Source organism: Xanthobacter sp. 91, assembly GCF_000702385.1.
Classification (GTDB): domain Bacteria; phylum Pseudomonadota; class Alphaproteobacteria; order Rhizobiales; family Xanthobacteraceae; genus Xanthobacter; species Xanthobacter aminoxidans.
Window position 1 is genome coordinate 3,105,406 of record NZ_JNIB01000001.1, and the last position, 14,013, is coordinate 3,119,418.

General features: G+C 67.8%; 9 protein-coding genes. 3 read left to right on the plus strand and 6 right to left on the minus strand.

Going from position 1 to position 14,013, the window contains the following annotated elements:
• The first annotated feature begins 127 nt into the window (after positions 1-127).
• From A37E_RS0114640 to metH, 3 genes are all read left to right on the plus strand, one after another.
• On the plus strand, positions 128-1,147 hold the full coding sequence (locus A37E_RS0114640; protein WP_029557282.1) for a metalloregulator ArsR/SmtB family transcription factor: 1,020 nt from the start codon (positions 128-130) through the stop codon (positions 1,145-1,147).
• Complete coding sequence (gene metF, locus A37E_RS0114645) at positions 1,147-2,088, plus strand: methylenetetrahydrofolate reductase [NAD(P)H] (RefSeq protein WP_024277687.1); 942 nt, start codon at positions 1,147-1,149, stop codon at positions 2,086-2,088. Before A37E_RS0114640 ends, metF begins: the two co-directional genes overlap by 1 nt.
• An 88-nt stretch (positions 2,089-2,176) precedes the next feature.
• Positions 2,177-5,941 (plus strand): methionine synthase, encoded by a 3,765-nt coding sequence (gene metH / locus A37E_RS0114650; protein WP_081837600.1) that lies wholly within the window; start codon positions 2,177-2,179, stop codon positions 5,939-5,941.
• Between the two features lie 15 nt (positions 5,942-5,956).
• On the opposite strand, the gene rsmA is transcribed toward metH, so the two are convergent.
• From rsmA to A37E_RS0114680, 6 genes are all read right to left on the minus strand, one after another.
• On the minus strand, positions 5,957-6,835 hold the full coding sequence (rsmA, locus tag A37E_RS0114655) for a 16S rRNA (adenine(1518)-N(6)/adenine(1519)-N(6))-dimethyltransferase RsmA (RefSeq protein WP_029557284.1): 879 nt from the start codon (positions 6,833-6,835) through the stop codon (positions 5,957-5,959).
• Entirely contained in the window at positions 6,832-7,917 is a 1,086-nt protein-coding gene (pdxA, locus tag A37E_RS0114660; RefSeq protein WP_029557285.1) for a 4-hydroxythreonine-4-phosphate dehydrogenase PdxA, read from the minus strand. Before pdxA ends, rsmA begins: the two co-directional genes overlap by 4 nt.
• Before the next feature lie 91 nt (positions 7,918-8,008).
• Entirely contained in the window at positions 8,009-8,917 is a 909-nt protein-coding gene (locus A37E_RS0114665) for a SurA N-terminal domain-containing protein (protein WP_029557286.1), read from the minus strand.
• Positions 8,918-9,014: 97 nt separating this feature from the next.
• Positions 9,015-11,444: an LPS-assembly protein LptD gene (locus A37E_RS0114670; protein WP_245279336.1), complete on the minus strand. Its 2,430-nt coding sequence runs from the start codon at positions 11,442-11,444 to the stop codon at positions 9,015-9,017.
• A 110-nt stretch (positions 11,445-11,554) separates the two neighbouring features.
• Entirely contained in the window at positions 11,555-12,652 is a 1,098-nt protein-coding gene (gene lptG, locus A37E_RS0114675) for an LPS export ABC transporter permease LptG (protein ID WP_024277693.1), read from the minus strand.
• Between the two features lie 2 nt (positions 12,653-12,654).
• On the minus strand, positions 12,655-13,992 hold the full coding sequence (locus A37E_RS0114680) for an LptF/LptG family permease (protein WP_029557288.1): 1,338 nt from the start codon (positions 13,990-13,992) through the stop codon (positions 12,655-12,657).
• Positions 13,993-14,013: the final 21 nt, after the last annotated feature.

Here is a 14,013-nt window from a genome sequence, read left to right on the forward strand (position 1 = left end):
TTTAGGCCTGCAAGAGATCCCCGGCAATGCGAGATTCCCGGTGGCTCGCGATCGTGATCGCACTGTGGCGCGCGGGGCATAGGTCGCGGGCTTGAATGCCTGTCGGTAAGGATATAAAGATATCTTTATGTCAGATCGGCCTGCGCCCGCAGCTTCCTCCTTCGCCGCCGTCCTCGAGGGCCTCAAGGCCGCCGGGGAGGATACGCGCCTGCGTCTTGTCGCGGTGCTGGGGGAGGCTGAGCTCACCGTCTCCGATCTCACTGAAATCCTTGGCCAGTCGCAGCCGCGCATTTCCCGCCACCTCAAGCTCCTGGCCGATGCCGGGCTGGTGGATCGTCACCGGGAGGCCAGTTGGGTCTTCTACCGCCGCGCGTCGGAGGGGCCGGGCGGGCGAATCGCCCGGAGCCTGCTCGACCTGCTCGACCGGGACGATCCGGTTCTCGTCGGCGATCGGGCGCGGCTGGAGGCGGTGCGCGCCGCCCGCGCCGCGGCCGCGCAGGGCTATTTCGCGGCCCATGCCCGCCAGTGGGACGAGATTCGCCGCCTGCATGTGCCCGAGGCGGCGGTGGAAGCCGCCGTGCGCCGTGCGTTTGCGGGTATGCCCGTCCGCGCGCTGCTCGATCTTGGGACCGGCACGGGGCGGATGCTGGAGCTGTTCGCGCCCGACATCGAGCGCGGCATGGGCGTCGATCTCTCCCCGGACATGCTGGGCGTCGCCCGTGCCAATCTGGAGCGCGCGGGCGTCCGCAACTGCCTGCTGCGCCAGAGCGACATCTATGCCGTCCCGGTCCCGCGCGACGCGTTCGACGCCGTGATCGTCCATCAGGTGCTGCACTATCTCGACGACGGCAGCCGCGCGCTGAAAGAAGCGGCGCGGGTGCTGGCGCCAGGCGGCCGGTTGCTGGTGGTGGACTTCGCCCCCCACGGCCTCGAATTCCTGCGCGAGGCCCATGCCCATCGCCACCTCGGCTTCGACCGGGCGACGGTGGAGGGCTGGCTCGCCGCCGCGGGCCTTGAGCTCGTTTCCTTCGATACCCTCACCCCCGATGGTGGCGCCGGCGACGGCCTCACCGTCTCGCTCTGGCTCGCCCGCGATCCGCGCTACGTGGTGGCCGACGCCGACCTCGCCCACAGGGAGATTGCCTGATGACCACCCCCGCTCCCAGTCCCGCCGCGGCGCCCGTGCGGGCCAGCCGGGAGATGGACCGGCCGCCGGTGAATGTCTCCTTCGAGTTCTTCCCGCCCAAAACGGAGGAGATGGAAAAGACCCTCTGGGCCTCCATCCACCGGCTGGCGCCCCTGTCCCCGAGCTTCGTCTCCGTCACCTATGGCGCGGGCGGCTCCACGCGTGAGCGCACCCATGCGACGGTCGCGCGCATCGTGAAGGAGACGGACCTTCATCCGGCGGCGCACCTCACCTGCGTCGGGGCCAGCCGGGCCGAGATCGACGACGTGGTGCGCGCCTACAAGGATGCCGGCGTCAAGCACATCGTCGCCCTGCGCGGCGATCCGGCGACCGGCGTCGGGACGAAGTACGAGCCGCATCCGGACGGCTATCCATATGCCTGTGACCTCGTGGAAGGCATCCGCCGCATCGGCGATTTCGAGGTGTCGGTCTCCGCCTATCCCGAGAAGCACCCGGAAAGCGCCAGCCTCGATGCGGACATCGACTATCTGAAGGCCAAGGTGGACGCCGGCGCCACCCGCGCCATCACCCAGTTCTTCTTCGAGAACGACGTCTATTTCCGCTACCTCGACAAGGTGCGCGCCAGGGGCATCGACATCCCCATCCTGCCCGGCCTGCTGCCGGTGACGAACTTCAAGCAGGCGTCGAACTTCGCCACCCGCACCGGAGCGAGCGTGCCCGCGTGGCTGCTGAAGCGGTTCGAGGGGCTGGACGACGATCCCGAGACCCGCAAGCTCATCGCCGCGGCCGTGGCGGCGGAGCAGGTGACGGACCTCGTTGATCGCGGTGTCACCGATATCCATTTCTATACCCTGAACCGCGCCGACCTCGTCTACGCCATCTGCCACCTGCTCGGGCTGCGCCCGGACGCAGCGCCGGCGGTGCAGGCGATGGCGGTCTGAGCGCGCCGCCATTCCCGCCGGCGCGGTGCGCCGGCCTGTCCTTCACGGAGGCGCGCGCGTGCGTCGCCCCGAGCCTTGAGACCGCCCCATGACCGCGCCCACGACCACCCCGAACACCGCCTCTTCAACCCACGCCGACACCATCTTCGCCGATCTCGCCAAGGCCGCCGCCGAGCGCATCCTGGTGCTCGACGGGGCCATGGGCACCATGATCCAGCAGTTGAAGCTGGACGAGGCAGGCTATCGGGGCGAGCGGTTCAAGGACTGGCCGCGGGACGTGAAGGGCAACAACGACCTTCTCAGCCTCACCCAGCCGGACGCAGTTCGGGCCATCCACCTCGAATATTTCCGCGCCGGCGCGGACATGGTGGAGACCAACACCTTCTCCGGCACCTCCATCGCCCAGGCCGACTACGGCATGGAGGAGATCGTCTACGAGCTGAACTTCGAGAGCGCGAAGCTCGCCCGCGAGGCGGCCGACATCGCCCAGAAGGAGGATGGCCGCCGCCGCTTCGTCGCCGGCGCCTTCGGCCCGACGAACCGCACCGCCTCCATCTCGCCGGATGTGAACGACCCCGGCTTCCGCGCGGTGACCTTCGACGAACTGGCCGACGCCTATTTCGAGCAGGCGCGCGGCCTCGTGGACGGCGGCGCCGACATCCTTCTCGTCGAGACCATCTTCGACACGCTGAACGCCAAGGCGGCCATCTTCGCCATCGAAAAGCTGTACGCGGAGCGGGGCTTCCGGCTGCCGGTGATGATCTCCGGCACCATCACCGATCTCTCCGGCCGCACGCTTTCGGGCCAGACGCCGAGCGCCTTCTGGTATTCGCTGCGCCACGCCAAGCCCTTCTCCATCGGCCTCAACTGCGCTCTGGGCGCCCGCGAGATGCGCGCCCACATCGCCGAGATCGGCCGGGTGGCGGACACCCTCGTCTGCGCCTATCCCAATGCGGGGCTGCCCAACGAATTCGGCATGTATGACGAGAGCCCGGAGGCCATGGCGGCCCTCGTGGGCGAGTTCGCCGCCTCCGGCCTCGTGAACGTGGTGGGTGGCTGCTGCGGCACCACGCCCGCCCACATCCGCGCCATCGCCGAGGTGGTGAAGGGCAAGGCCCCGCGCGAGGTTCCGGAGCTGGAGCCGCGCCTGCGCCTCTCCGGCCTCGAGCCGTTCGAGCTGACGCCGCAGATCCCCTTCGTGAACGTGGGCGAGCGCACCAACGTCACCGGCTCCGCCCGCTTCCGCAAGCTCGTCACCACCGGCGACTTCCCCGCCGCCCTCGCGGTGGCCCGCGATCAGGTGGAGAGCGGCGCGCAGGTGATCGACATCAACATGGACGAAGGCCTCCTCGACAGCGAGGCCGCCATGATCACCTTCCTCAACCTCGTCGCCGCCGAGCCGGACATCGCCAAGGTGCCGGTGATGGTCGACTCGTCCAAGTGGGAGATCATCGAGCAGGGGCTGAAGCGACTGCAGGGCAAGGGCATTGTCAATTCCATCTCCCTCAAGGAGGGCGAGGAAGCCTTCCTGGAAAAGGCCCGGCTGGTGCGCGCCTATGGCGCCGCGGTGGTGGTGATGGCCTTCGACGAGGAGGGGCAGGCCGACAGCTATGCCCGCAAGACCTCCATCTGCGAGCGCGCCTACCGCATCCTGACCGAACAGGTGGGCTTCCCGCCGGAAGACATCATCTTCGATCCCAACATCTTCGCGGTGGCCACCGGCATCGAGGAGCATTCGGGCTATGGCGTCGCCTTCATCGAGGCGACCCGCTTCATCCGCCAGAGCCTGCCCTATGCCCATGTTTCGGGCGGCGTCTCCAACCTCTCCTTCTCGTTCCGCGGCAACGAGCCGGTGCGCGAGGCGATGCACGCCGTGTTCCTCTATCACGCCATCAAGGCGGGCATGGACATGGGCATCGTCAATGCCGGCCAGCTCGCCGTCTATGACGAGATCGAGCCCAAGCTGCGCGAGGCGTGCGAGGACGTGGTGCTGAACCGCCGTCCCGACGCCACCGAGCGCCTGCTGGAGATCGCCGAGGGCTTCAGGGGAGCCGCCGGCAAGGAGAAGAAGGAGGCCGACCTCGCCTGGCGCACCTGGCCGGTGGACAAGCGCCTCGCCCATGCCCTGGTCAACGGCATCACCGATTTCGTCGAGGCCGACACGGAGGAGGCCCGCCAGCAGGTGGCGCGCCCGCTGCACGTCATCGAAGGCCCGCTGATGTCCGGCATGAACGTGGTGGGCGACCTGTTCGGCGCCGGCAAGATGTTCCTGCCCCAGGTGGTGAAGTCCGCCCGCGTGATGAAGCAGGCGGTGGCCTATCTCATGCCCTTCATGGAGAAGGAAAAGGAGGAGATGGGCATCACCTCCGCCTCGGCCGCCGGCAAGGTGCTGATGGCGACGGTGAAGGGCGATGTCCACGACATCGGCAAGAACATCGTGGGCGTCGTGCTCCAGTGCAACAATTACGAGGTCATCGACCTCGGCGTGATGGTGCCCACGCAGAAGATCCTGCAGGTGGCCAAGGACGAGAAGGTGGACGTGATCGGCCTTTCCGGCCTCATCACCCCTTCGCTGGACGAGATGGTGAACGTCGCCTCCGAGATGGAGCGCGAGGGATTTTCGGTGCCGCTCCTCATCGGCGGCGCCACGACCTCGCGGGTCCACACGGCGGTGAAGATCGCGCCGCGCTATGACCGCGGTCAGGCGGTCTATGTCACCGACGCGAGCCGCGCGGTGGGCGTCGTCTCCAACCTGCTCAACGCCGAGACGCGCGGCGCCTATGTGGCCGACGTGCGCGCGGAATATGCCAAGCTCGCCGAGGCCCACGCCCGCGCCGACGCCAACAAGCAGCGGCTCACGCTCGCCAAGGCGCGCGAGAACGCCCTGAAGCTGGATTTCTCGGCCCACGCGCCGGAAAAGCCCTCCTTCCTCGGCACCCATGTGATCGAGGACCACGACCTCGCCGACCTCGTGCCCTATATCGACTGGACGCCCTTCTTCCAGTCCTGGGAGCTGACCGGGCGCTATCCCTCGATCCTGGAGGACGCGGTGGTGGGCGAGCCGGCGCGCGCGCTGTTCGCCGACGCGCAAGCCATGCTGCAGAAGATGGTCTCGGAGAAGTGGGTGACGGCCCGCGCCGTGGTGGGCTTCTGGCCGGCCAACGCCGTGGGCGACGACATCCTCCTGTTCCGCGACGACAGCCGCAAGACCCCGCTCGCCACCCTGCACACCCTGCGCCAGCAGCTTGCGCGGCGGGAAGGGCGGCACAATCTGGCACTGGCGGATTTCGTGGCCCCGCTGGAGAGCGGCGTCTCCGACTATGTGGGCGGCTTCGCGGTGACGGCGGGCATCGGCGAGGAGGACCGGGTGGCGGCCTTCAAGACGGCCAACGACGATTATTCCGCCATCCTGCTCAAGGCCCTGTGCGACCGCCTCGCCGAGGCCTTCGCCGAGCGGCTGCACCATCTGGTGCGCACCAGGCTGTGGGGCTATGCGGCCGACGAGGCGCTCCCCAACGACGACCTCATCGCCGAGCGCTACCGCGGCATCCGTCCGGCGCCGGGCTATCCGGCCCAGCCCGACCATACGGAAAAGGCGACGATCTTCGAGCTGCTGGACGCCACCCACAAGGCGGGCATCCACCTCACCGAGAGCTTCGCCATGTGGCCCGGCGCGGCGGTGTCCGGCCTCTATTTCGCTCATCCGCAGAGCGCCTATTTCGGCGTCGGCCGCATCGAGCGCGATCAGGTGGAGGACTACGCGAAGCGCAAGGGCTGGACCGTGGCGGAGGCCGAGCGCTGGCTCGCCCCCATCCTCAACTATGATCCGGCGCGGGTGGAGGCGGCGGAGTAGCGCCGCCGCATCATCTCACTTGAGCGCGGACAGCGCGCCGAACGGACGGCCGATGCCTTCGGAGAAGGCGTTGGCCAGCCGGACGAAGCCGGCGACGTCGATTTCCTCGGCGCGGGCGGTTTCCTCCACGCCGGCGGCGGCGAGCAGGGCCATCGCATCGACGCCAAGGGTCTTCAGGCTCTGGCGCAGCATCTTGCGGCGCTGGCCGAAGGCGGCTTCCGTCACCTTCTCCAGAGCGGACAGCGCGCAGGGCAGGGGCTCCGCGCGCGGCACGAGGTGGATCACCGAGGACGTCACCTTGGGCGGCGGCACGAAGGCCGAGGGGGCGACGTCGAAGGCGATCCGTCCCTTGGTGCGCCAGCCGGCCAGCACCGCGAGGCGGCCGTAGGCCTTCGAGCCGGGCTCCGCCACGATGCGCTCCGCCACTTCCTTCTGGAACATGAGGGTGAGGGAGGAGAACCACGGCGGCCATGGGTCCGTGGAGAGCCAGCCCACCAGCAGCACGGTGGCGATGTTGTAGGGCAGGTTCGCCACCACCCGCGCCTCACCCTCGCCGAGGAGGGGGCGCACGTCTACCTTCAGCGCATCGCCCTCGATGACCTCCAGCCGGCCCGGATAGTGATCCGCGACCTCGGCCAGCGCATCCATGCACCGCCGGTCGCGCTCGATGGCGATGACGCGCTTCGCACCCAGAGCCAGCAGCGCGCGGGTGAGGCCGCCCGGACCGGGGCCGACCTCCACAATCGTCACATCTTCCAGCGGCCCGGAGGCGCGGGCGATGCGGCCGGTGAGGTTGAGATCCAGCAGGAAGTTCTGCCCCAGCGACTTCTGCGCGGAGAGGCCGTGCTTGCGGATGACGTCGCGCAGCGGCGGCAGATCGTCGAGCGCGCTCATGCGCGCGCCAGTGCAGGAGCCGGGGCTTGGCTCGTCGCCCTCTCGGCGTCGGCGAGGCGGCGGGCGAGCCTCAGGGCGGCGATCAGGCTGGAGGGATCGGCCCGGCCCGTGCCGGCGATGTCGAAGGCCGTGCCGTGGTCCGGCGAGGTACGGATGAAGGGCAGGCCGAGGGTCACATTCACCCCATCGTGGAAGGCGAGGGTCTTGGCCGGGATCAGAACCTGATCGTGATACATGCCCACCGCCACGTCATAGCGCGCCCGCGCTTCGGGATGGAACATGGTGTCGGCGGGCAGGGGGCCGGTGGCGAGGATGCCCTCGCGCTTCAGCGCCTCCACAGCCGGCCGCACGATGGCCTCGTCCTCGCCGCCCAGCGTTCCCTCTTCGCCTGCGTGGGGATTGAGGCCGCAGAAGGCGAGGCGGGGGCGGGCGATGCCGAAGCGCCGTGCCATGTCGCGGGCGACGATGCGACCGGTCTTCACCAGCAGGTCAACGGTGAGAAGGCCGGGCACCTCGGCATAGGGCACGTGGATCGTGGCCGGCACCACCGCGAGCTGCTCCGACCAGATCATCATCACCGGATGCGGCGCTGCCCGGCCCGGCGCGGCGGCGCGGTCGGCGAGCCATTCAGTATGGCCGGGAAAGGGAAAGCCCGCCTCGTACATGACAGACTTGGCGAGCGGATTGGTGACGAGGGCCGCGGCGCGCCCGGCTGTCACAAGGCCGAGGGCGGCCTCAAGGCTTGCCTCCACGCAGGCGGCGGAGGAGGCGTCAGGCCGGCCGGGCCGGCCGGTGAAGGCAGGGCCGGCGGGGAGCACCGGCAGGGCATTGGCAAAGTGCGCGACTGCGCCCTCGGGTGTCGTCTCGACAAGCGGAACGTCGAGGCCGAGGAGGTCGGCGCGGGCGGCGAGCGCGGCGGGATCACCGGCGACGATGAAGGCCGGGACGGCCGCGGTGCCACCTGCCAGGCCACCTGTCGCGCCACCTGCCGCGCGACGGCGCAGGAAGGCGGCGAGCGTGACGTCGGGGCCGATGCCGGCCGGATCGCCGAGGGCGAGAACAAGGGGGGAGACGGCGGGCATCAGCGATTCGTCAGCAGTACGGTTCTGCGCCGGGTGCGAGCGCGGGCCGACCATAGCACGCGGGAACTGGCGCGAAGTCCCGCCGCGCGGATCAGCGACGGTATTGGATCAGGGCCTGCTTGCGCAGCTCGGCGATGAACTTCTTCGATTCGGCGGTGAACTGGCTGGTGGTCAGCTCGTCCTTGATCTCGCGCTTCTGCGAGCTCTCACCGCGCACCTCCCGCTTGCCGCACATGGCAAAGGTCTCGACTCCGGCCTGGGCGACCTCCGGCGGCGTGAGCCGGCCAATCTCGGTCTTGTCCAGGATCTGCTTGAGCTGGGCGGGGACTTCGGAGGACAGGCGCGTCACCTTGGGGCGCACCACCACCTCCTTCATGGACTTCACCATCTGGGCGCCGCTGTCGCAATCGGTGAAGCGGGCACGCAGGGCGTTGGCTTCGGCCAGTCGCGCCTGATGCGTGCTGGCGTTGCGCGGCACCACGAAGACGATGGGCATGAGGGTGTATTCGGTGGCGACCAATTGGGTCTCGCCACGCTTCTGCAAGGCGGCGATCACGTCGGCATCGCGGATGTTCACCGTGCCGGAACGGGCGCGGACATACTGGCCCCAGACATAATCGGCGAGCAGCTTCTGCTTGAAGGTGCGGTCGTCGAGGCCCTGCTGCTTGAAGCCGGAGGACAATTGCTCGGGCGTGCGGCCCGACCGCTCGGCCACCGAGGCGAACATGCGGTCCACGTCCTTCTGATCCACGTCGAGCTTCAGGCGGCTGGCCTGCTGGATCTTGAGCCGCTCGTCGATCAGCTCTTCCAGCGCTTCCTTTGCGCCGATGGGCTTGCGCTCGATGAGGCTGTGGAGGAGCTGGCGCTGCGAGACGTCGTAGTTCGTGATCGGATCGCCGTTGACGATGACCACGACCTGCTGCGCGAGCGCCGGCGTACCCAAGGTGAGCACGGGCACGAGGAGGGCGATGGCGAGGAGAAGAAGGCGTACGAGCGGCATGGTCCTGTCCGGGGGCTGCCTGCGACTTTTGTCTTCATCCTGTGGCGGCAATGCGGCTTCGCGAGCGTGGCCGTAACGTTCGCCGCCGCAGCCGGCATCAATTCGAGGATTCGGAGCCGAAGCTGGTGGAGAAGCCGCCTTCGCCGAGGGTGCGCAGGCCGATGCGGAACATCACCTTTGTCACCGGCGGCGCGTTGGGGCCGTTGAGGGTGTAGTCGGAGATGTAGTTCAGGGCGAGGGTGAAGCAGTCGTCGATGTAGCTGAGGCCGACGAGGGTATAGTCCACCTCGCCCGCGGCGAAGTCGTAGCGCAGGGCACCGCGGATGGCCCAGTTGTCGTTCAGCTTGTAGGAGGCGTTGGTGTAGATGCCCTCGCGCGGGTCGTAATAGCCGAGCAGCGGCTGGGCCTCGTAGCGGCCGTAGGTGACGGCGATATTGAACCTGTCGATCTCGGCCCGCGCCTGCAGCTCGAAGCGCTGCATGGAGAAGTTCTGCTCGTCGAAGCGGAAGCGGGTCACGAATTCGAGATACTTGGTGGGCGAGTAGCCGAACTTGGCGATGTAGTCCGAGGCCGAGGTCTCGAGGCCCGATTCGAGGCCGGTGTTGGCCATGTCGCCGTAGGCGTAGGAGTTCTTGCCGAACAGGTTGTAGGACTGGCCGACCACGGCGGTGAACAGGCCCGCGCCGTTGATGGCAGCGGTGTAGGTCACGCCGAGGTTCAGGCGGCTGCCGCCCTCGACCCGGTCGTAACCGGAATACTTGTTCACCTCGAACAGGTTGGTGTCGTCGAACACCAGGCTCTGGGCGTCCTCGTTCGGGAACTTGCCGATGTTGCTCTCGTTCGGGCGGATGATGACCTGCGCCCTGGGCTCGATGGTCTGGGTGCCCCAGCTCTCGGCCGAGATGAAGGGATATTTGTAGTCGAGACCGACCGCAGGCATGGCGCGGATGAGGTCGTCGCTGCCGGACTGGAGCGGGTTCTGCCCGGGGAAGGTGGGGCCGAACTGGTAGCTGGCGGGCAGGTAGGAGGTGTTGACCGAGGCCACGTCCACCCGCGCCGTGACGAACGGCGTCCACTGCTGGCCGAGGGGATCGGTGATGGTCTTCTTCCAGTAGACGTCGCCGGACAGGCGCGTGTAGTCGCCCGGCGCGCCGCGCAGCAGGCATTCCTTGGCGTTCGGGCTCCACAGGGTGCACGCGCCGGTGGGCACGCCGACGCTGCCGATGGCGGAGGTGAGTTCGGAGGTGCCGATGAAGTCGGCCTGCTGGCGGGTCAGGCTGGTGAGGTTCACCTTGAAGCCGGCCTCGCCGCCCCACAGGGCGTTGTTGAACACCTTGTCGTAGTTGAGCGTGCCGACGATGGGCTGGCGGGCCTGATCGTCCGTCACGCCAAGGCCGAGGAAGTAGAGGCCGCGCAGGTCGAAATAGGACCGGTCGCCCTGGCCCGTCAGGTAGACGGTGGAGGTCTTGGTGGTGGTGGTGTCCGGGATCAGGTTGTAGTCGCGCAGGAAGGTGCGGTCGGAGACGATGGTGCCGTCCCAGCCGAAGGTCCAGAACTTGTTCAGAGCGAAGGCGCCGGAGCTGTCCACCGAGCCGCGGTCCTGGCGATAGCCGGGCAGGATCTCGGTGATGCCGTTGGACGTGGTGATGAAGTCCTGCGGGTTTTGCTGCACGATGCCGGCGGCGCGGATGGTGTAGCTGCCGTTGATCAGGCGCTGGCGCCACTCGCCCTGCATCAGCACGCCCTGCTGGGTCAGGAAGGCGGGGGTCAGGGTCAGGTCGCGGTCGGGCGCGATGTTCCAGAAGAAGGGAACGGCGACGCCGTAGCCGATCTGGCTGGAGGAGAAGAACTCCGGCATGAGGAAGCCGGTCTTGCGCTTCACCGTCGGGTCCGGCGACGACATGTACGGGAAATAGGCCACCGGCAGGCCGAAAAACTCGACCCAGGCGTCCTCGTAATAGACCATCTTCTCGTCGTCGTTGTGGATGATCTTCTTGGCTTTGATCTGCCACAGCGGCGGCTTGGAAGGGTCGTCCTTGCACGGCTCGCAGGCCGTGTAGATGCCGTTCTGGAACACCGTGATGTTGCCATCGGTCCGGTCGGCGCGGATGGCGGCGAAGTGGGTGTTGTCCGGCGTGTCGAGGCGCAGGGAATCGATGAAGCCCTGCTTGAAGTCCTGCGTCAGCTGCAGGGTGTCGGCGGTGATGATCTTGCCATCTTTGTCCTTGAGGCGGGCATTGCCTTCCGCGCGCAGGGTGTTGGCCTTGCGGTCCAGCACCACGCGGTGCGCCTCGAGGGAGGAGCCGTCGTAATAGATCTGGACGTTGCCGACCGCCGCGACGGTGTCCTTCTGGTAGTCGTATTCAAGCTGGTCGGCCGTCACCAGCATCTTCTGGTTCGGGTCGAGCTGGCGCGCGGCGAGGAGATTGCTGCCCGGCGCCGTGTTCTGGCTGGCGGCAGGCTGAGCGGTCTGCGCACGGGCGCTCCCCATCGGCGCGAGGAGGGCGACGAGGCCGGCAAAGATCAAGCTGAAGGCGGCAGCCGAGGAGGCGCGTCGAGACGCGCGACCACCCGTTCCCCGCGCAGCTGCGCGAAGGCCCTTGGCAGTCATCCCTACGGCGGGGGGATGCCCGACCGTCATCCGTCCTCCCGGTGCAACAGAATGAGCGCCCCCAACAAAATCCCGGTCACTGCAGGAAACCACGCAGCAGCAACGGGATGAACGATTCCAGCCTCACCAAGATCCTCGGCGAGCTTGGTCCCAACATAAAGCAGAAAGCCCGCAAGCACGCCACCGAGAATCGTCTGGCCCACCCCGCCGAAGCGGAACACGCGGAGGCCCACGACCGCGGCAATGAGGACCATTGCCACCAGCAGAAACGGCTTTGCGAGAAGGCTCTGGAGCTGCAAGCGGTATTTTTCCGCGCCGAAGCCGGATTGTTCTGCACTGCGAATAGCCGACGGGAGTTGCCAGAACGACACGGTTTCCGGGGCGATCAGCGAATCCTGGATCTGCTTCGGGTCCAGCTTCGTGGCGATCAGGTAGGTATCATAGGAAGCAAGGTCGAGGCCCGGAACGAGCACCTTGGCGCCGGTAAGAATCCATGCACCATCTCCCAAGGTTGCAGATTTCGCCTCCACACGCTCCATGAAGTTCCCGGCCGGATCGAACTCGAAAATCACCACGCCCGACAGCACGCGGCCGCCCTGGCGGGAGGACTGCGCCTGGATGATGGATTGGCCGTCCACGCTCTGCTGGCGAATCCAGAAGTCTTTCTTCCCCTGGGTAAAGCCGGGGGTGCCGCCGCCGCTGGCGAAGATGTCGCCCTCGATCTGGTTGGCCCGCTCCTTGAAGTCGGCAGAGATGGGGTTGAACACGCAGGTGGCGAAGACGCCCACCAGGAAGGCCACCAGAACCGGCGGGGTGATGAACTGCCAGACCGAAAGCCCCACCGCCCGCGCCACCACCAGTTCGAGCCGGCGGGACAGGATGACGAAGGTGACCATGCCGCCGAACAGCACGGCGAAGGGCAGGAGTTGCTCGGTGAAGGCGGGGGCGCGGTAGAGGGTGAGCAGGGCGAGAAGACTCACCGTCACCTGCTCGCGGTCCGCCGTGCGCCGGGCCATCTCCAGGAAGTCCACGAGCACGATCAGCGTGACGCAGGACAGGAAGATGACCGCCACTGCGTGCGCGAAGCGCCGCGCGAAATAGAAGCCGAGGATGCGTCCGATCATCGTCAGGCCGCTGCCCGCCGCGAGAATCGCGCGCGGATGGAGGCGCCGAGCGCCGTCAGCGCCGCCGGCGGGGCGAGGCGGATCCAGCCCTGGAGCACCATGGCGCAGATGATGACGGTGACGATGGGCAGCGCATAGATCAGCGGCACCGCGGCGGCGTTGGCCTTCAACTGACCGGCGATGGCGAAATTGCCGATCTGCACCAGCCCCATGGCGGGGATGATGGAGGTGAGCGCCGCGCCCCGGCTCTGGCGGGTGGTGCGCGGCTGGGCCAGCGCCGCGGCGGCGATGGCGAAGAAGGCCATGGGATAGAGCCCCGCCGAGAGGCGCTTGTGCAGCTCCTCCCGATATCGTCCGGGGAAAAAGCGGACATACATGTCCTCGGCCGGCGGGTTCATCACATAGGACAGCGGCCGCTCCATGGGCTTGATGTCCACGCCCTTGTTGTCCGGCGCCAGCGACGACAGATCGAAGGCGTAGCGCTGGAACTCCACCACCGAGGAATTGGCGGCCTTGCTGTCGGAGCGTCCCTGCTTCTGGTCACCGGCCGGGGTTGCGGGAGCCGCCGGGGCGGGCGCGGACGAATCGGCGGGTTTGGTGGCCTGTCCCCCCCCGTTCCGGGCGGCGAGCTTGGCACGGGCGGCGGCGCGGGCCTCCTCGGGCGTCGGCTGGGGCGTCGCCTCGGTCTTCCAGAGGTCGCCGCCACGCCGGTGAATGGAGCCGTTCTCCAGCACCAGGAAGATGCCGGCCTTGCTCTCGACGATCTGGCCGCGATCCGCGAGGTATGTGGAAACCTCCTTCTCGCGGGCGTCATTGATGAAGATGCCGCGCATCACGCCGTTGGCGGAGCGCTCGCGCACGTGAAAGACGAGGCCCTGCGTCAGGTTCACGAAGCGGCCGGGCTGGGCGACGAAGGACACCACGTCCGCGCGCACCTTCGTCACCTGCTCGCGGAAGCTGGTGAGGCTGGCCGGCACCACATGGACGGCGAGGGAGGAGCAGAACAGGGAGACGAGAATCGCCAGCAGGATGAGCGGGCGTAGCAGGCGCCACGGCCCCATGCCGGCGGCCGCCATCACCACGATCTCGCTGTCGCCGTTGAGCTTCAGCAGCGTGTAGGCGGTGGCGATGAACAGAGCGGCGGGTGCGATCACCAGCACCAGGGTCGGCATGGTGAGGCTGGTGATGGCGATGAAGGCGATGATGGTCTGGCCCTGGCTGGTCACCAGGTCGAGCTGGCGCAGCGCCTGCGTCGCCCAGATCATCCCGGCGAGCACGACCACGACCCCCAGGAAGGCGACAGCCGCCGTGGAGAAGATGTAGCGATCCAGACGGCCCATCACAGCATGCCTTTAAATGCG

Excerpts from the sequence above, each read along its gene's own strand:
- A37E_RS0114640 (WP_029557282.1), top strand. The coding sequence starts at position 128 with ATGTCAGATCGGCCTGCGCCCGCAGCTTCCTCCTTCGCCGCCGTCCTC.
- metF (WP_024277687.1), top strand. The coding sequence starts at position 1,147 with ATGACCACCCCCGCTCCCAGTCCCGCCGCGGCGCCCGTGCGGGCCAGC.
- metH (WP_081837600.1), top strand. The coding sequence starts at position 2,177 with ATGACCGCGCCCACGACCACCCCGAACACCGCCTCTTCAACCCACGCC.
- rsmA (WP_029557284.1), bottom strand. The coding sequence starts at position 6,835 with ATGAGCGCGCTCGACGATCTGCCGCCGCTGCGCGACGTCATCCGCAAG.
- pdxA (WP_029557285.1), bottom strand. The coding sequence starts at position 7,917 with ATGCCCGCCGTCTCCCCCCTTGTTCTCGCCCTCGGCGATCCGGCCGGC.
- A37E_RS0114665 (WP_029557286.1), bottom strand. The coding sequence starts at position 8,917 with ATGCCGCTCGTACGCCTTCTTCTCCTCGCCATCGCCCTCCTCGTGCCC.
- lptG (WP_024277693.1), bottom strand. The coding sequence starts at position 12,652 with ATGATCGGACGCATCCTCGGCTTCTATTTCGCGCGGCGCTTCGCGCAC.
- A37E_RS0114680 (WP_029557288.1), bottom strand. The coding sequence starts at position 13,992 with ATGGGCCGTCTGGATCGCTACATCTTCTCCACGGCGGCTGTCGCCTTC.